We start from the raw sequence: 17330 nt of genomic DNA, 5'->3' as shown, positions 1-17330 counted from the left end.
ACTCATTTCAACGCATAAATACGACTGAAATACGCCATTCGTGTTAATTTACTAAACCTGTATTGGTCTTTTAAACCACTGTGCCCCAATGACCCTGCAACTCTTGCGCCAGTCGATAAGCTTCATGATCATTCATACCTGTAATAAAATCCAAAATATTTAAGACATTATGATAGATATCGTCAGACAAGATGCGGCGATGTTCGTCAAGATGAGGCTGTAGTAATCTTAACAGACGTTGCTGCTCAAAAGACATCGGCGGCTGCATAGTAGCAGATTGAGACCCTGTCCAAGCGAGTGGCATAAAGGCATTCAATAGGCTATGCAAGCACTGATTGGCCATCAGCTCCATTCTTACTTTGCTCGGATGGTTAAATATTTTTTCGCGTGCCAGCTGCTTAGCTTGATTGATACCATTCTGCACACTGGTATCGCAATGGGCAAATAGGCTGCCTTGCAGCGTTCCAGTTAGCAATGCATCACTATTGGCTACAAAGGCATCGGTGACGGTATTGACCAAACGCATCATGGCTCGTGCCCGCAGTGAGGCAAGACTTTGTCTGACAGACATATGCGCTGGCAAGTTTACGCTGCTTGGACGCTCACCAATCAGCTCATAAAATATCGTGGCAACTTCGGCATAGGTTAGCATATTCAGATTGATGCCATCTTCTAAATCGATTAGCGCATAACAGATGTCATCTGCCGCTTCTAGCAAGTAAGCCAATGGATGGCGCGCAAAGCCATCGTGTTGCTCTGAGCGCGGTAAGTGCAAACACGCAGCTAACTCTTCTAACTGAGAAGCCTCGCTATAAAAGCAGCCAAATTTTTGCACGTTATAATGGTTGTCATTGACATCGTTACTGTGAGTTGCCAACCACGGATACTTCATAAAGGCGCCTAGCGTGGCACAGGTGAGCCGCATACCACCCTTGTCAGGGTGATGCTCATTACGTGCCAATAGGCGAAACCCTTGAGCATTACCCTCGTATGCCAGTAAGTCCAGTCGCTCGTTGCTGCTTAAATTTTGCAAAATTGCTTGCGGTTCAGGCTGCTTAAACCAATCACGAATCGCATACTCTCCTGCATGTCCAAAAGGCGGGTTGCCAATATCATGAGCGAGGCAGGCGGCTTGTACAATAACGCCGACATCCGCAGGCGAGATACCCGCTGGTAAACCATTGCCTAATTTATCATGTAACTTCTCTGCTGCCATCATTGCTAAAGAGCGTCCAATACAGGAGACCTCAAGCGAATGCGTCAGGCGAGTATGAATGCCGAGCTGATTGGTCAACGGATGAACTTGGGTTTTTTGATTGAGCTGACGAAAGGAGTGCGAAAACACCAGTCTGTCATAGTCTTTATGAAATTGAGAGCGAGTGCTTGTATTGGCGTTGAACTTCTTGGAAGCACCAAGACGCTGCGAGTTGAGCAGATGAGACCATTGTGTGGTAGGAGACGGCAAAGAAGTTGGTGTACTTAGCATATTAAACATCCGAAACCAAGGGAGCCTCTAGCATAGCAAAATAGCGCCCTTGGTACAGATATATAGTCAGAGAACTACTAAACGACTACGGTGTTCCCCTCCTTAAAGGTGCTATTTGTACAATCTGTAGTCGGCTGCCTTGTACTCATTTTAGACTTCTTTGACTAGAGTTAATGCCCTATAAATTGTATACGGTGCCAGTTTCGCTTAGCCTACTATTTGTAGTAATTTCACTCGCCTTGCTTGTATCCAAATTATATTGAAACGACTATATTAAGACTTTTGACAGTTAAAAAGTACGTCTTCTTTGTCGATAGCTACATCGCTGTCCAGTGTCTTCTTGAGCAATGTCGCTTTGTCTCCATTTACTCGCCATATGATGCCGTGGGTATCGTCTAATCCAATATCGCTGGTATAGATGCCCTTATCAGCATCAGTTTCACTATTAGCAGTAGCCGTTAAATCGTATTCGATACCATCGATGAGCAAATGCGCTGTCTGTGGTGTACTGTCGCTATGATAAGAAACGCCGATAGTAGCAGTAGGCTCACAAGAGAAAGGAGTGCTGTTGCTGGCATGAGCTGCATGATCGTGACCTGCGTGCGCATGTTCCTCGTGGCTATGACTTTCATGATCGTGTCCTTCATCATCGGGCCCTTCATGGTCATGTTCCATATCACTATGCTCTTCGTGGTCGTGCTCTTCATACTCTTTATCATCATGCATCTCATGATCTTGTTCATGCTCGACGTGATTATCTACTGGTGCTTCTTCAGATACCACTGCATCGGTATCGTTGTTCGGCTGACAGCCCAGTAAAGAGCCAGCCATCACACTACCTAGTATAGTAATACCTGCAAGTTTAGAAAAATAAGCCGCCATAATATAATTCCTCAAATAAGCAAAATAAAGATATGTTATAATATAACAATATAATGACAAAATAAAGCCGATGATGGAGAATATCCAACATCGGCTAATTAACTTTAAACAAGCTATACTATTTAAAGTTACACGTTAAATCTAAAGTGCATCACGTCGCCATCTTGCACGATGTAAGTTTTACCTTCTAAACGCGATTTACCAGCAGCAGCAGCGCCTTTTTCACCGTTGTATTCGATAAAGTCGTCATAGGCAATGACCTCAGCACGAATGAATCCGCGCTCAAAATCAGTATGAATTACGCCAGCTGCTTGCGGCGCTGTCGCACCAATAGCGACAGTCCAAGCACGTACTTCTTTTACGCCAGCGGTAAAGTAAGTCTGCATATCAAGTAAGTCATAGCCACCACGGATTACTTGGTCAAGACCGGCTTCTTCCATGTCCATTTCAGCTAGGAAGTCTTTTTTATCATCTTCATCGAGCTGTGCAATTTCAGATTCGATCTGATTGCATAGCGCGATTACGATAGAGTCTTCACCAGTGGCATAGTCACGAACAGCGTCAAGATATGGGTTGTTTTCAAAACCATCTTCAGAGACGTTAGCGATATACATGGTCGGCTTTAGCGTGATTAAACCATAGCTTCTGATCAGTTTTTTCTCATCAGCGTCTAGGTTAGCAGCACGAGCCGCTTTGCCTTCTGCTAGTAATGGCTCAATCTTTTTGAACACATCAAGCATGGCACCAGCGTCTTTATCGCCGCCTTTTGCTTTTTTGGTCAAGTTAAATACCGCACGTTCAACAGCTTCTAAATCTGCAAGTGCCAGTTCAGTGTTGATGGTTTCGATATCATCAATCGGGCTAACGCGGCCATCAACGTGTACGACGTTGTCATCATCGAAACAGCGTACAACGTGAGCAATTGCATCGGTCTCACGGATGTTCGCTAGGAACTGGTTACCCATGCCTTCGCCTTTCGATGCCCCTGCAACCAAACCTGCGATATCGACAAACTCCATCGTCGTTGGTAATACGCGTTCAGGATTGACGATATCAGCCAGTTGCTTTAGGCGTGGGTCTGGTACTGGCACGATACCCGTGTTGGGATCTTTGGTACAAAATGGAAAGTTTTCAGCGGCGATACCCGCTTTGGTCAACGCATTAAACAAGGTGGATTTGCCCACGTTTGGTAGGCCGACGATGCCGCAATTAAAACCCATAACATTCTCTCAATGTATTAATAAAATCAGTTGGTATAAAGTTTGGTTAAATGATAAATCAAAATTGGGCACATTGTAGCAAATTTACCTGAATAGGGGTGAGGTTGTTACGGTATATGCTCAGGTTTTTACTCGATGATAATACGCAGCTTTATGATAAAAGTAGGTCATATTTGAGGCTTGAAAATGAACAAGGCGAATCAATAGGAGTGACACATAGCTTATGTGGGCTGATAAACCCTATTTTTTAATATGGTAAACTGTCACGCACAGATAAGGGCTTAAAGTTCACGTAAATTCAGCACATATATTCTGCTACTTTTAGCAAATCATACTTATTCTAAAGTTATAAACAGTCAGACATACGCTGATAATATCGCCAAAATAAAATGTAAGGCAATTTTAGACAATGACAACCTCGATTTTTGACACACGCCACTATAAATACCCGCAAAACTTCCTTGAGATGAAGCCTAAACTGTCTCGACTTGAGCAGGCCATCAAAAAGTTAGAGGCAAACCTCATTGATGCTAATGATCAAGCAAACACGAAGTTGTTGACGCAAAGATTGGATAGTTATTTAGGATTAAAAGTAGATTATGCCAGTGAGCTCAATCCCGATCAGCTCATGGCTGCCACTACTATCGAAGGTAAAGTATTGGTGATTGCGGGGGCAGGATCGGGAAAAACCAAAACCTTGACTTACCGTACCAGTTATCTATTAGAAAATGGCGTGTCGCCTAAAGAGATATTATTACTGACCTTTACGCGCAAAGCGGCAAATGAAATCAAAGATCGCGCTAAATCTTTGCTGGCAAGTAGTCCTTCAAATCAAGAGCTATCTGATGATGCATTGGCTGAAGATAAGCTGCCAACCGACAAGGCCTTAAACAGTATCACCAGTGGCACCTTTCACTCATTTTGCAATATGCTGCTGCGTCAATACTCGGGCCTGCTCGGTATCAATCCACGATTTACGATTTTAGATACTGGCGATAGTGAGGATGCTATTGACTTGGTACACAAAGAAAAAAAGTACCCTGCCCAAACCAAAACCCAAGCCTTCCCGCGCAAAAAAACGCTGCAAAATATCATATCGACGTCTAGAAACAGACGGATTCATATTCGTGATTTAATAGAGACTAATTATCCTGATATTGCGGTACACATTCCTATCATCGAGCAATTGGCAATCGATTTTCATGAGTATAAGCGCGCCAATCACTTATATGATTTTGATGACATAATTAGCCAAGTAGTGCGTCATTTAAAAACCAATGACACCTTTCGACAGCTGCTGCAAAGCCAATATCGTTACATTATGGTTGACGAATATCAAGACACCAATATTCCGCAAAAGCAGCTAATTGACTTAATATGTGAGCCTGAGTCAGTATCGCTAATGGTCGTTGGCGATGACAATCAAAGCATCTACGCCTTTCGCGGCGCCAATTACGAAAATATTTTGCTCTTTGGTGAGACATATCCCAATGCCAAACTTATCAAGCTTGAACAAAATTATCGTAGCTCGCCGTCAGTTTTAACATATATCAATGCGTTGTCAGCACAAATCACGCTAGGCTATCAAAAGCAGCTTTACTCTGACGCACCGATAGAAGGGGAGAAGCCAATATTCCGACGACTCAGCGACGAGACAAAAGAAGCCAGCTATATAACTGACAAGATCATCACGCTAAAGCCAGAGTATGACTACAACGACTTTGCTGTATTATGCCGCACGTCTTTCCAGTCCAACTATGTGCAGCTAGAATTTATGGCGCGCAATATTCCCTTTATCGTGGTAGGCGGTATTAAGTTCATTGAAAGACGCCACATCAAAGACGTGTTAGCATTTGTCAAAATCCTCTATAATCCAAATGATACGATTGCTTGGCACCGCATCTTGACCTTGTTCAAAGGAGTAGGCGCAGTCACCGCGACACGGTTGACCCAAGCCATTACTGCTGACAATAATGCGTTTGAGCCGTTACTAGCAGCGCCGTTTGCCAAAAAAAGCGATCAGCTAAAGCCTCTATACCACACGCTCACCAATGCACAGCAAGCAGAGACGGTCGAGACAGCCATTGAGCATATTCTTGAGTTTTATATTCCAGTCTTGAAGCTGATTGAAGACAATTGGCGTGAGCGTACCGAAGACTTTCGCGTGCTAAAGAATTTAGCGACAGAGCACACGAGCCTCGATAGCTTTTTAGAAAATCTCGCGCTCGACCCACCTAATGATTCTGTCGCGGTCATGGGAAGCTCTGACGATGGACAAAGTAATGATAAAGTCACGATCTCAACCATTCATAGTGCTAAGGGGCTTGAGTGGCCAGTGGTATTCGTTAACTCGTTGGTCGATGGCATTACGCCGCATCATCGCTCGCTGGATGACTTTGAAGCATTAGAAGAAGAGCGCAAGCTGTTTTATGTGGCCTGTAGTCGTGCAAAGACGCAGTTATATTTGACCGCGCCGAATTATTTTTCCAGCTATTCTGGATACTTTGACATGGCCTCACGCTTTATCGCGGAGCTATCTGCTGATGAAGTAACAGTCGAAACAACCAAGCTGCCTGTCATAGATAACGATGATCCAATGTGGTGGTGATTTTTCATTGTCATTGACGAATGTTTTTGCTTCAAATGTCAGATAATATTGTCTTGTATTTATCACCAAATCATGGCTTCATACGCCAACTATTCCTTTTGAAAATGACCTGCAAATAAAGGTATAGCCAAAAGTATTTAATAGTAAAAATATTTCTCAGATAAGGGTTTCAAATTTATCCTAATGCGTTACTATTACCACCTAATTTGGTTAGACCCTTATATTTGATACTCTGTATTAACACCCTAAGAAAAGGATAGGTTATGCGCTATGAAGTTATCGTTATCGGTGCAGGTATGGTTGGCACGTCAATCGCGTGGCATCTACAAAAAAATAACTCAAATGTATTACTCTTAGACAAGAAATTGCCAGGGTCAGAGACCTCATATGGTAATGCCGGTTTGATTCAGCGCGAAGCGATTCATACGCATCCTTTTCCTCGTCAGCTGACAGAGATGATCCGAGTATTGCCGAACCAAGGTACTGATATTCGTTATCGTATTCCAGCCATTCTGCGTTATCATCAAGCGCTACTGCAATACTGGAAATATTCGACCCCAGCGTCTGTCAAAAAAATCGAGTCAGAGTGGCAGACGTTGATTGAGCATTGCACCAGTGAGCACCAAACCATGATTAGCGCTTCTGGTGCTGATGAGCTCATTACTCGTGATGGTTGGTTACAGCTACATCGCTCAGAAGAGACATTCAAAGAAGCACAAGCATCAGCCATTGATGCGCGTAACCAAGGTGTTGAGCATAACGTACTGAACCTTGAAGAGCTAAAAGCAATGGAGCCTCGTGCCAATTTTGAAGGTTTCGTTGGTGCGATTCATTGGTTAAATTCATGGCAAGTATCAAACCCAAGCTCACTCGTGAAAGCTTATGCAAAAAACTTCCAAGACATGCAGGGTACGATCAAAGAAAATGATGTAAAAGAAATCGTTCAAGATGGCGAAGGCTGGAAAGTTATCACTGATAACGATACCTACTATAGTGACAAATTGGTTATCGCAGCAGGCCCATGGTCTAATGATTTGATCAGACCACTTGGCTATAACTTGCCATTGTTCCCAATGCGCGGCTATCATCAGCATTTCAAAGTGACAGAAAAGAACACCATCAATCACAGTATGTTTGATATGGACAAAGGCTTTGTGATGGGGCCAATGCAGCAGGGTATCCGTATCACCACTGGTGCTGAGATGACCACGATGAATGCGCCAAAGAACTTTGGTCAGTTAAAAACCGTATTGAAGCTTGCTAAAAAAATCTTGCCATTAGAAGATGCGGTTGAGAGTGAAGCATGGGCGGGCTCTCGTCCTTGTATGCCTGATATGAAGCCAGTAATCGGTCCTGCTGACAAGCATGACAAACTATGGTTCGCATTTGGTCACAGTCATCAAGGCTTTACCTTAGGGCCAATGACAGGTCGTCTGATTGAAGAGATGATTCACGATAAACCTACATTGGTCGATCTTGCACCATTTAGTGCCCAGCGTTTTTCTAACTAAGCGCGCATCTGATATATAGTTGGTCCAGTTTAAGAGCGGTACAAGGCAACCGAGTGCAGATGTATATGTCATACTTCAAGCGAGGTTAACGCTGTAACGCTTTTATAGTGGATTGACTGTAATTAGCACAGACTTAAATTAATAAATGAAAGGTATAGACATGATTAAGAAACTACACAGCAATCAACGTATGAGCAAAACCGTAATCCATAACCAAACTATCTATTTGTGTGGTCAGGTAGGTAATGCAGAAGACGATATCAAAGCGCAAACATTGACTTGTCTAGAAAAAATCCAAACGTTGCTAGAAGAGGTAGGCAGTGACAAATCAAAGCTACTATCAGTAACAGTTTGGATCAAAGACATGGCTGACTTTGCTGCCATGAATGAAGTCTATGACCAGTGGTTTGAAGGTATTCAGCCACCAGCTCGCGCTTGTGGTGAGTCAGCTTTAGCACGTCCTGAGCTATTGGTTGAGATGATCGCTATCGCTGCTGAGTAAAGACTGCTCATAGTACCTATAGTACCTGTATTAAATAGAAATAATAAAGGCCATGATAGCGATATCGTGGCCTTTTTTATGCTTGGCAATAAGCAAGTTTAATTATCGAAAAGGAAAATGCTCGTTTTATAAACCAAGCATATTCTGTATGACGTTAGCTAAGTAATACAATGATTAGTATTATAGGAATTAGCACCCTTTCCATACCGCTTGGCGTTTCTCAATAAATGCATCAATCCCTTCACCCACATCGTCTGCCATCATATTGCCCGTCATTACTTCACTGGCATAGTCATAAGCATCTTCAACGCTCATACCCAGCTGCTTATAAAACATATCTTTGCCAGTTTTTACTGCCACCGGAGACTTGGCAGTGATTGCTGTTATCAGTGACTGTAGTGTTTGATCGAGTTGCTCTGCTGGTGCGACTCGATTGATCAAGCCATATTGCAAGGCAGTATGCGCATCGATAAATTCACCTGTGATTAGCATTTCAAACGCTTGCTTACGAGGTAGATTACGGCTGACAGCAACGGCAGGCGTGGAGCAGAAAAGTCCAACGTTTATCCCAGAAGTGGCAAATTTTGCATTATCAGCGGCAACGGCCAAGTCACAAGCGGCGACCAGCTGACATCCTGCAGCGGTAGCAATGCCTTGTACTTTTGCAATGACGACTTGCGGCATACGGTTGATGGTAAGCATCATTTTGCTACATTGCTGAAATAGAGCGCGGTGAAATGCTTCATCGTCGTGTGCGCGCATTTGTTTTAGATTATGACCCGCACAGAACGCCTTGCCCGTCGCTTGAATAACCACAACTCTGATCGTATCGTCTTGAGCGATATTGTCCAGCTCTGCTTGCATGGCAGACAGTACTTCAACGGACAACGCATTGAATTGCTTGGGTTGGTTTAAGGCGAGCGTGACGACGCCACTGTCTTTAGTGTCTTCTCTAATAACCAAAAGGTCGTCTAGGTCTAGAGTAATGTCAGATTGAGTCATTTATCATCCTTGATAATCGATTGTTTGATTTGGCAAATGCTGCTATCTATGAATTTATATCAAGCGTTTTAAATAGTAGCATGGCTCATATTCTATACAATAGATGGAGCACATAGAAAGCGCACGAAAAAAATAGCGCACTCAGATGATGAGTACGCTATTGGTTTTTCAGTCAGATATATAGTCAGTTCAATATAATTTCGATACAAGGAAACCGAGTGCAAGTTATACATTAGTATGCTTAGCGAGGATGACGCTGTAGCGGATTTATATAGACTTGACTATAAGCTAACTCTATACTAACTTAAATTTATACTAAGCTGTATTTATACTGAACCTAGTATGCGCCTTCGCTATAGATAAGCTCGTAGCTATGGCTATAAATTTCAACAATGTTACCAAACGGGTCTTCCATATAAATCATGCGATATGGCTTTTCACCAGGGTAGTAGTAACGTGGTTTTTCCATACGCTTTTTACCGCCTGCTGCAACCATACGCTCAGCCAGTTCTTCAACGTTTGGATCTTGAACACAAAAGTGGAAGATGCCAGTTTTCCAGTATTCAAAGTTGTTTTCAGGGTTTTCTTGATTTTTGAATTCAAAAATCTCAACACCGATACGGTCACCAGTAGATAGGTGAGCGATACGAAAGCTGCCCCAACCAGCACCGAATACTTCAGTACACATCTCACCGATCGGGCTATCATCTTCGATAATCTCAGTTGGTTCCATGATGGTGTACCACCCCATCACCTCAGTATAAAATTTTACGGCGGCATCTAAGTCAGGTACTGACAGACCGATGTGCGAAAAGCTTCTTGGATAAACGTTGTTCATAGTTTGTGCTCCTGTTTGCTGTATTCTTGTTTAACGTGAGGCCAGTATACAAACGCATATTCATTATGTAAAATTATCAAATATTATATAAATAATTATGAAAAGTAATGATAAATATCACATGGTTACGCACCTTTTGCACGCTTGCTGAAGTTGGGCACTTTACCCGCACAGCTGAACGTCTATATATGACGCAGTCTGGTGTGAGCCAACACATAAGTAAGTTAGAAGAGCAACTAGATACGGACTTGTTGATTCGTCAAGGAAAGCAGTTTTCATTGACCAATGCAGGTGAGCAGCTTTATAAAGAAGCAGGCGAGATATTGCAGCGATTATCAAATTTAGAACAGCGCATCGGTGAAGATCCACCTTACGAAGGATTGGTACGGTTGATGTCACCGGGTAGTGTGGGACTTAAACTATATTCGCAGCTTTTGTCTTTACAGCAGCAGCACCCAAAACTAGTGATTGATTATCGTTTTGCTCCAAATTCTGATATAGAGCGGGCACTGGCAAATCACGAGATTGATATTGGCTTTATGACGGATATCTCAGACGATGAAACAGTTAGCTGCAGGCCTATGGCACAAGAAGCATTGATACTAGTAACCCCTGCGGCTACAGTAGAGCCTAGCTGGGAGCAGCTTATCGAACTTGGATTTATCGATCATCCAGATGGTGCCCATCATGCAGGCATGCTACTGACTGCCAATTATGAGCAATTTCAGCATATCAATGACTTTGAGAAAAAAGGATTTTCGAATCAGATAGGGTTAATCTTAGAGCCCGTCAGCAGGGGAATAGGTTTTACTGTTTTGCCAGCACATGCCGTGGCTGCTTATCCAAAGCCTGAACTGATTAACAGTCATCATTTACCAGTTGCCGTTAGCGAAACGCTATATCTGGCAGTCAGAAGACAGCAGGCACTCTCTAATAGAATGCAGACGGTCATTGATGAAGTAAAAAAATGGCTATAGATATGTTGAGAATGATAAATGCACAGCTAACGAAGGGTTAATCAAAAGTTCAATAGCTGTGCGTTTAACAGAAGAGGTTTATTGGTAGATTGCGACTATGAAAGATTGCGTCTATTTTAAAGTCTGCCCAAGTTTGATACTTGCAGCGATATTAGCAGCAGTAGTTTCAATATTGTTATAAGCAGAGCCTAACACGTTATCAATCGTGTCTACTTTTTGGATACTCGGCATAACTACATCGAACTGACTGGTCTGGGCAGGTTTTAGTCCATCGACGCTGCCGCAGATAGCGATGACAGGTGTACGGCTAGCCTTAGCGATTTGGCTGATACCGCCTGCCACTTTACCCATGGCTGTTTGCGCATCGAGCTTGCCTTCACCAGTGATGACAAGATCTGTCTCTGCGATATACTGTGACAGGTGAGCCACTTCGGCAACCGTATCAAAGCCTGACTTTAGCTGAGCTTGAAAGAAAGTCATCATCGCATAGCCAAGACCGCCTGCCGCGCCAGCACCTTCAACATATTGACAGTCTTCATAGCCCTGCTGTCCACATATAGTAGCAAAGTGACTAAGTGCCTTGTCCAAAGTATTAACCTGCTCTGGACAAGCGCCTTTTTGTGGGCCAAATACTGCACTTGCACCCAGCAGACCGCATAATGGATTGGTCACATCACAAGCAACTTCAAATACCGTGTCTGATATCTTTGCATGCAGGCTAGTATTATCGAGCTTATGTAGGCTGGCAAGTGCGCCGCCCCCATGAGTGAGCAAGCTATCATTGATGTCATGAAATGTTATGCCCAACGCCATTAGCATGCCAAGGCCTGCATCATTGGTTGCGCTACCACCTAGACCAATAACGATACGCTTAGCACCTTCTTCTAACGCATCTTCGATCAGCTCCCCAACACCATAACTACTCGCAATAACGGGATTACGCTCATCAGCTGTCAGTAGATGCAATCCGCACGCTTGAGCCACTTCGATAACAGCGGTCGCGTCAGGCAATAACAGATACTTTGCCATAATCGGTCTCATCAATGGGTCATGTACTCTGACTTCTTTCCAGCGCCCGCCCAATACATAAGACAATACCGCAGAGGTACCTTCACCGCCATCGGCCATTGGCAACAGCTTATAGTCAGCATCTGGAAACACTTGGCTAAAACCAGATTGAATGGCGTGGCACACGTCCAGTGCTTCTAAACTTTCTTTAAACGAGTCAGGGGCGATCAAAATTTTCATACGGCTCTCTTTGAATATCTTAATGACACGATCATTGCGATAGTGTCATGTTTTAAAACGTTTACTTAGTAATAATCAAATAAACGTCTGTATAAATACCCAATCTCATGAACTAGATAAATACTAGGGTCAACAACCAGATAAATACGATGCTAGTCACACCTTGGATACCAGTGGCCATTGAATGAGCTTTGTACGCTTGTGCCACGCTCATACGACTAAACTGGCTAACAATCCAAAAGAAGCTGTCATTGGCATGTGAGATGGTCATGGCACCAGCACCAATTGCCATCACGCAGAACACGCGTCCAAGCTCACTGTCTAGGCCGATCTGACTCAATAGTGGGGCAACCATAGCAGAAGTAGTAACCAATGCGACTGTGGTTGAGCCTTGTGCTGTTTTTAGCGCAGCAGAGACGATAAATGGCATGAAGATACCTAAACCCAAAGCAGATAGCGTCGAACCTAGGTAGTCACCGATCGGCGTAACTTTTAGCATCGCACCAAACGCGCCACCAGCACCAGTGATCAATAGGATAGGGGCAGCTACTACCAAACCTTGCGAGATACTATCGCTGATTTCTTGCGTTTTTTTGCTTGATTTAATTAAGAAAAATGATAAGAATAAACCGATAAGTAACGCAGTCAATGGGTTACCAATGAATATCAAAATCTCCGCTACCATGCTACTGCCAAATGGTGCGCTTGGGAAATTAGCAACCGAAGACAGGCAGATTAATATGATAGGAACGATAATCGGTAGGAAAGCCATTGTCGCTGAAGGCAAGTGACTGTAATCATCACGAGTTTTCATTCCTTCAGGCATTGCTGCTGGAGCATCTACCGCATTGATATTATCAGGAGTAGCGTTAAGAAAGCGATTAGACCACCACCAACCAGCCAGTACAGCAACTGCTGTCACCACCACACCGACCATAATGACCAAGCCTAAGTTTGACTCTAGACCTAAGTTACCTGCCGCTGCGATTGGGCCTGGCGTAGGCGGGACAAAGGTATGGGTAGCGTATAGACCAGTGGCCAAAGCAATACTCATCGCGACACTTGATACATGTAGGCGCTCAGCCAAAGACTCTTTTAGAGAGTTCAAGATAATATAGCCAGAATCACAAAATACAGGTATAGAAACGACTGCACCGACGATAGACATGGTCAAAGTAGGGAAGCGTGGCCCCAATACTTTGATAACTGACTCTGCCATTACGATAGCAGCACCCGTTTTTTCAAGGATTAAGCCAATAATCGTACCAAATACAATCACAAGACCGATATAGCCTAAGATACCACCGAAACCATCAGAGATCGTTTTGGCGACCGTGTTAAGTGGTACTTGATAAAATAGCGCAACCAAGAAAGCGGACAAGATTAATACTAAAAAAGGATGCCACTTTAATTTTGCGGTAGCGAAAATAATAAAAAGAATGGTCAGCACAAGCCAAAATACAATCATCACTGTCTCAATATGGTTTATATCTTAATCGATTACCAATGCAATACAGCCAATTATATCGAGATTAAACACGGTATATAGCTTGCTAATTCTACTTTGCGTAGTGCTTGTAAGTGCTTTTACCATATCTACATTTAAACGATATTGGACCAACTATCTGCATCACTAACGATACGAAATTTTAAAGGGGCATATTTTATAGCAAATAGACGCCGCTAGGAAATAGATTCGTTAAATAGTTGGCGCTGTTGACAAAAAATTGAGAGATACTTAATTTTAAAATGACGGAAATCAGTAAGAAAACGTCGAAGACGTGTGTGGAAATACTTGTATAACTAGCAATTGCTAATACTTCAAACCAAAAAAAACTGGCCATCTATAATGACCAGTTTTTGTCTAAACAATATTTACCTACCTGAGTAATGATTATTTTTAGAATAGGTATTCTAAGGAGTGCCCTGATTGACAGTTAGGCAATCTTATCAAAAAAAGCTTTGTTATTGGTAGCAGTTGCAGTATCAAAGCTGACGTAAATGCCTTGATCATCCAACGTGGCATACCAATGATCATCATTGCCACTGGTCAGCAGCTGAAAGTATTTGTCATTGACTATTCTGCCAACTGTATACACCTCACCTTCGGAGTAGTATGCATTACCTTGAGTACAGATAAGCTTGTCATTGGTATGAATGTTATGATTTTCTTTCATATTCTTGCGCCCAATTAGTACATTAGATAGCAGTAGATTATCAATTCTGCTAATAGTAATAAAGATGATTATATAGGCAGTATCTTGTTGTTTGGTATAGCGTTTTTAAGGCAATTGTTGCATTTAGTTACTACAATATTGCATAGATAACACCGCTATCATAGCAATAGATTTTTTGAGAATCCTAAGCTGTTTAGGAATATATAAAATCCTAATTTGTCGAGATAAAGGAGTGCAAGTTAGCGTTATAAATTGTCTAAATATATAAACTCTAATGTCAAAAAGGACGCACGTAAAAAAGCCAGCAACCTAAGTTGCTGGCTTTTTGCAGACTGAGTCTAACTATATAGAAGATTACTCTTCAGAATAGTCTTCTTCAGCAGCTTCTTCTTCAGCTGAATCTTCGTTGTTACCATCTTCAGAAAGAATAGTAACTAAGATGCTAGCAGTAACGTCATGGTGTAGCTGAATATCAACATTGTATTCGCCAACTTGACGTAGAGTGCCTTCAGGTAGCTTGATTTCAGCACGGTCTACTTCTAGACCTGAGTTAGTCAATGCTTCAGCGATATCGCGAGTACCGATAGAGCCGAATAGCTTGCCTTCGTCACCTGATTTAGCACGCATGATAACATTAACGTCAGTCAATGCATCAGCACGCTCTTGAGCAACAGCGATCTCTTTTGCTTCTTCAGCTTCAAGTTCAGCACGACGTGCTTCGAACTTTTCGATGTTAGCTTTAGTCGCAGGTAACGCTTTGCCCTGAGGGATAAGAAAGTTACGTCCGTAACCTGGTTTTACATCGACAGTTTCACCGAGTTTACCAAGGTTGACGATACGCTGTAACAAAATAATTTGCATGAGTCATTCCTAGTTAGCGGTTAACCTTGATGGTTATCAGTGTATGGAAGTAGCGATAAGTAACGAGCTTGCTTGATAGCAGTCGCTAATTGACGCTGATATTTAGTAGATGTACCAGTAATACGGCTTGGTACGATTTTACCATTATCACTAATGTACTGTTTTAGCAATTCAACATCTTTATAGTCGATGTGAGTGATGCCTTCAGCAGTGAAACGGCAGAATTTGCGACGGCGATAGAAACGTGCCATGAGTATTCTCCTTTAATTAGTCTTCACTGTTGTCGTTGTCGTCATTATCGTTTTCACGATTGTCTGGACGACGAGTAGTTGCTTTGCGTGCGCGTTTTTCATCGGCATTCTTGGCTAACTGCGACTCTTCAGTGACAGCTTCGTCACGGCGCATAACTAGACTACGAATGATCGCGTCGTTATAACGGAATAATTCTTCAAGTTCAGCTAAAGTTTCACCGTCAGTTTCAATGTTGAAAAGAACGTAATGAGCTTTGTGAATCTTGTTGATTGGATAAGCCAGTTGACGACGGCCCCAATCTTCTAGACGATGGATAACACCGTTGTTGTCTTGAACTAACTTGATGTAGCGCTCAACCATGCCGACCACTTGGTCGCTTTGGTCTGGGTGTACAAGTAACACCAGTTCGTAATGTCGCATTATGACTCCTTACGGATTAGTAGCTATTAACCCTATGTTAATAGCAAGGAGATTTATAAGGTAAGCCCAATTCTAGTCATATTTTATAAAAAACAATCAAGAATAAGCTTAGTTTATAAAGCGCCGTATTATAACAGTACTCGGCAACTAACACAAAGGTTAATCACCAAGCTACTGCCAATAAAATATAAAAAGAGGCTAAATAAGCTTTGCTAAATAAAAAAGCCGCGATAGTACGCAGCTTTTTTAAGTATAACGAGCTATAAAACCAATAACTAAATTAAAATACTGTTATTCATTCAGGTTTTGATTTTTTTACCAATTGGCTACTGTCTGCTTTGACCACTAAGGTTTTGGCAAGTTTGTCATGCCAACCAATGTTTTCAGGGCTTTTAGATGCCATGTAATAATGGATAGCAATAATCACAAAGCCTAAAAAGCTGGTAAACGAAAACAGTAAGTTATAGATAATAAATAACAATAACGTACGTGTACCGATCAATTTAATGAACGAAGGCAGTCGATGCGTGGTTTGATCTACAACACGAATACCAGTGATCAGCTTGCCTAGCGATTGACCACGCATGGTAATAAATACCAATTGTAAGGCAAATAGCCCAAAGACCATCACCTGTGACATCATCAATGTGCTACTAGGAAGACTTTCCATGAGCGTCATTGAATATTGATAGGCGGCGTCCATGTCTTGAATGTTTTGGAACTTGGTATAGTCCACATCCATCTTAGTCAATGCCATTACTAGCGGCAGTATAGCCAATATATAAAGTAGGCCATTCAATGCAGTCGCCAATACGCGTGACATGATTGGCGCAAGTACCACGTTGCCGACGACTTTATCATTGTCTGCAACAGCCTTTTTGAGAGTAGACTTGTTTAATGAAACATTGTTGTGCGGCGTTTGATGACGATTGGTCGTCATGTCAGCTTTCACGTTTTTAGGACGTTCAGGCTTGCCATATAGTCTGTCTAACGATACTGACTTATCATCTTTCGCTTTATTGGTACCTTCAGGGAAGACGGTCACGTTATTGATGATAGAGTCGTTTACTTCAGGCGTGTTAGCACTGGTCGGGCGATACACCGTTTGGTTATTGGTAAGATCACCTACGCGCTGCCACTGAGCTAAGCCTTCATGCCACATCAAATCATCAAGCAATACTTCGCCAGATGCCAGCATGATGTTCAGCTGCTCCAACTGATATGGGCCAGCTTGTACGTTATTTCGAGCAAGGAAAATCTGCATAATTGCCTGCATAGTTAGTCATGTCTTAGGACATTATATTAGGGTCTATTTGAAAAAATCAAATAGACCCTAATAGTGGTAT

At 42.5% G+C, this 17330-nt stretch carries 16 protein-coding genes; 4 read left to right on the top strand and 12 right to left on the bottom strand.

What is annotated here, in order from left to right; translation table 11 throughout:
- Window positions 1-70: 70 nt before the first annotated feature.
- The 3 genes from CXF62_RS14315 to ychF form a co-directional block, all read right to left on the bottom strand.
- Window positions 71-1486, bottom strand: coding sequence for a deoxyguanosinetriphosphate triphosphohydrolase (locus CXF62_RS14315; RefSeq protein ID WP_102094909.1), 1416 nt, complete (start codon window positions 1484-1486; stop codon window positions 71-73).
- Between the two features lie 273 nt (window positions 1487-1759).
- A complete protein-coding gene (locus tag CXF62_RS14310; protein ID WP_102094908.1) occupies window positions 1760-2368 on the bottom strand; it encodes a hypothetical protein in 609 nt (202 codons plus the stop codon).
- A 128-nt stretch (window positions 2369-2496) separates the two neighbouring features.
- Window positions 2497-3588, bottom strand: a complete 1092-nt coding sequence (gene ychF / locus CXF62_RS14305) for a redox-regulated ATPase YchF (protein ID WP_102094907.1) — start codon at window positions 3586-3588, stop codon at window positions 2497-2499.
- Between the two features lie 409 nt (window positions 3589-3997).
- Here ychF and CXF62_RS14300 point away from each other — a divergent pair, with 409 nt between their 5' ends.
- From CXF62_RS14300 to CXF62_RS14290, 3 genes are all read left to right on the top strand, one after another.
- Window positions 3998-6196 carry an ATP-dependent helicase gene (locus tag CXF62_RS14300; RefSeq protein ID WP_102094906.1) on the top strand — a complete coding sequence of 733 codons (2199 nt, stop codon included), beginning with the start codon at window positions 3998-4000 and terminating at the stop codon, window positions 6194-6196.
- A 263-nt stretch (window positions 6197-6459) separates the two neighbouring features.
- Window positions 6460-7707, top strand: a complete 1248-nt coding sequence (locus CXF62_RS14295) for an NAD(P)/FAD-dependent oxidoreductase (RefSeq protein WP_102094905.1) — start codon at window positions 6460-6462, stop codon at window positions 7705-7707.
- 163 nt (window positions 7708-7870) lie between these two features.
- Window positions 7871-8209 (top strand): RidA family protein, encoded by a 339-nt coding sequence (locus tag CXF62_RS14290; RefSeq protein WP_055124581.1) that lies wholly within the window; start codon window positions 7871-7873, stop codon window positions 8207-8209.
- A 189-nt stretch (window positions 8210-8398) separates the two neighbouring features.
- On the opposite strand, the gene CXF62_RS14285 is transcribed toward CXF62_RS14290, so the two are convergent.
- A complete protein-coding gene (locus CXF62_RS14285) occupies window positions 8399-9211 on the bottom strand; it encodes an enoyl-CoA hydratase (protein WP_102094904.1) in 813 nt (270 codons plus the stop codon).
- A 337-nt stretch (window positions 9212-9548) separates the two neighbouring features.
- Entirely contained in the window at window positions 9549-10049 is a 501-nt protein-coding gene (locus tag CXF62_RS14280) for a lactoylglutathione lyase family protein (protein ID WP_102094903.1), read from the bottom strand.
- 107 nt (window positions 10050-10156) lie between these two features.
- On the opposite strand from CXF62_RS14280, the gene CXF62_RS14275 reads away from it, so the two are divergent.
- The gene (locus CXF62_RS14275) at window positions 10157-11026 is read left to right on the top strand and encodes a LysR family transcriptional regulator (RefSeq protein ID WP_102094902.1); all 870 of its coding nucleotides are present in this window, start codon (window positions 10157-10159) and stop codon (window positions 11024-11026) included.
- A 111-nt stretch (window positions 11027-11137) separates the two neighbouring features.
- On the opposite strand, the gene CXF62_RS14270 is transcribed toward CXF62_RS14275, so the two are convergent.
- The 7 genes from CXF62_RS14270 to CXF62_RS14240 all read right to left on the bottom strand — a co-directional run bounded on the left by CXF62_RS14270 (window position 11138) and on the right by CXF62_RS14240 (window position 17260).
- Entirely contained in the window at window positions 11138-12274 is a 1137-nt protein-coding gene (locus CXF62_RS14270; RefSeq protein WP_102094901.1) for a glycerate kinase, read from the bottom strand.
- A 112-nt stretch (window positions 12275-12386) separates the two neighbouring features.
- Window positions 12387-13742, bottom strand: coding sequence for a GntP family permease (locus tag CXF62_RS14265; protein ID WP_102094900.1), 1356 nt, complete (start codon window positions 13740-13742; stop codon window positions 12387-12389).
- Window positions 13743-14211: 469 nt separating this feature from the next.
- Window positions 14212-14451, bottom strand: a complete 240-nt coding sequence (locus CXF62_RS14260; protein WP_101205444.1) for a hypothetical protein — start codon at window positions 14449-14451, stop codon at window positions 14212-14214.
- Between the two features lie 354 nt (window positions 14452-14805).
- Window positions 14806-15312, bottom strand: a complete 507-nt coding sequence (gene rplI / locus CXF62_RS14255) for a 50S ribosomal protein L9 (RefSeq protein ID WP_102094899.1) — start codon at window positions 15310-15312, stop codon at window positions 14806-14808.
- Between the two features lie 20 nt (window positions 15313-15332).
- A complete protein-coding gene (gene rpsR / locus CXF62_RS14250; protein ID WP_010198808.1) occupies window positions 15333-15563 on the bottom strand; it encodes a 30S ribosomal protein S18 in 231 nt (76 codons plus the stop codon).
- A gap of 16 nt (window positions 15564-15579) precedes the next feature.
- Window positions 15580-15984, bottom strand: coding sequence for a 30S ribosomal protein S6 (gene rpsF, locus CXF62_RS14245; RefSeq protein ID WP_101205443.1), 405 nt, complete (start codon window positions 15982-15984; stop codon window positions 15580-15582).
- A gap of 295 nt (window positions 15985-16279) precedes the next feature.
- Entirely contained in the window at window positions 16280-17260 is a 981-nt protein-coding gene (locus tag CXF62_RS14240; protein ID WP_102094898.1) for an RDD family protein, read from the bottom strand.
- Window positions 17261-17330 lie beyond the last annotated feature (70 nt).

It is taken from the genome of Psychrobacter sp. MES7-P7E, from assembly GCF_002863645.1.
Taxonomy (GTDB): Bacteria; Pseudomonadota; Gammaproteobacteria; order Pseudomonadales; family Moraxellaceae; genus Psychrobacter.
Note: the sequence above shows the minus strand (reverse complement) of the source record. Positions and strands in the feature narration are given on the sequence as shown.

Excerpts from the sequence above, each read along its gene's own strand:
- CXF62_RS14315 (WP_102094909.1), bottom strand. The coding sequence starts at position 1,486 with ATGCTAAGTACACCAACTTCTTTGCCGTCTCCTACCACACAATGGTCT.
- CXF62_RS14310 (WP_102094908.1), bottom strand. The coding sequence starts at position 2,368 with ATGGCGGCTTATTTTTCTAAACTTGCAGGTATTACTATACTAGGTAGT.
- ychF (WP_102094907.1), bottom strand. The coding sequence starts at position 3,588 with ATGGGTTTTAATTGCGGCATCGTCGGCCTACCAAACGTGGGCAAATCC.
- CXF62_RS14300 (WP_102094906.1), top strand. The coding sequence starts at position 3,998 with ATGACAACCTCGATTTTTGACACACGCCACTATAAATACCCGCAAAAC.
- CXF62_RS14295 (WP_102094905.1), top strand. The coding sequence starts at position 6,460 with ATGCGCTATGAAGTTATCGTTATCGGTGCAGGTATGGTTGGCACGTCA.
- CXF62_RS14285 (WP_102094904.1), bottom strand. The coding sequence starts at position 9,211 with ATGACTCAATCTGACATTACTCTAGACCTAGACGACCTTTTGGTTATT.
- CXF62_RS14280 (WP_102094903.1), bottom strand. The coding sequence starts at position 10,049 with ATGAACAACGTTTATCCAAGAAGCTTTTCGCACATCGGTCTGTCAGTA.
- CXF62_RS14275 (WP_102094902.1), top strand. The coding sequence starts at position 10,157 with ATGATAAATATCACATGGTTACGCACCTTTTGCACGCTTGCTGAAGTT.
- CXF62_RS14270 (WP_102094901.1), bottom strand. The coding sequence starts at position 12,274 with ATGAAAATTTTGATCGCCCCTGACTCGTTTAAAGAAAGTTTAGAAGCA.
- CXF62_RS14265 (WP_102094900.1), bottom strand. The coding sequence starts at position 13,742 with ATGATTGTATTTTGGCTTGTGCTGACCATTCTTTTTATTATTTTCGCT.
- CXF62_RS14260 (WP_101205444.1), bottom strand. The coding sequence starts at position 14,451 with ATGAAAGAAAATCATAACATTCATACCAATGACAAGCTTATCTGTACT.
- rplI (WP_102094899.1), bottom strand. The coding sequence starts at position 15,312 with ATGCAAATTATTTTGTTACAGCGTATCGTCAACCTTGGTAAACTCGGT.
- rpsR (WP_010198808.1), bottom strand. The coding sequence starts at position 15,563 with ATGGCACGTTTCTATCGCCGTCGCAAATTCTGCCGTTTCACTGCTGAA.
- rpsF (WP_101205443.1), bottom strand. The coding sequence starts at position 15,984 with ATGCGACATTACGAACTGGTGTTACTTGTACACCCAGACCAAAGCGAC.
- CXF62_RS14240 (WP_102094898.1), bottom strand. The coding sequence starts at position 17,260 with ATGCAGGCAATTATGCAGATTTTCCTTGCTCGAAATAACGTACAAGCT.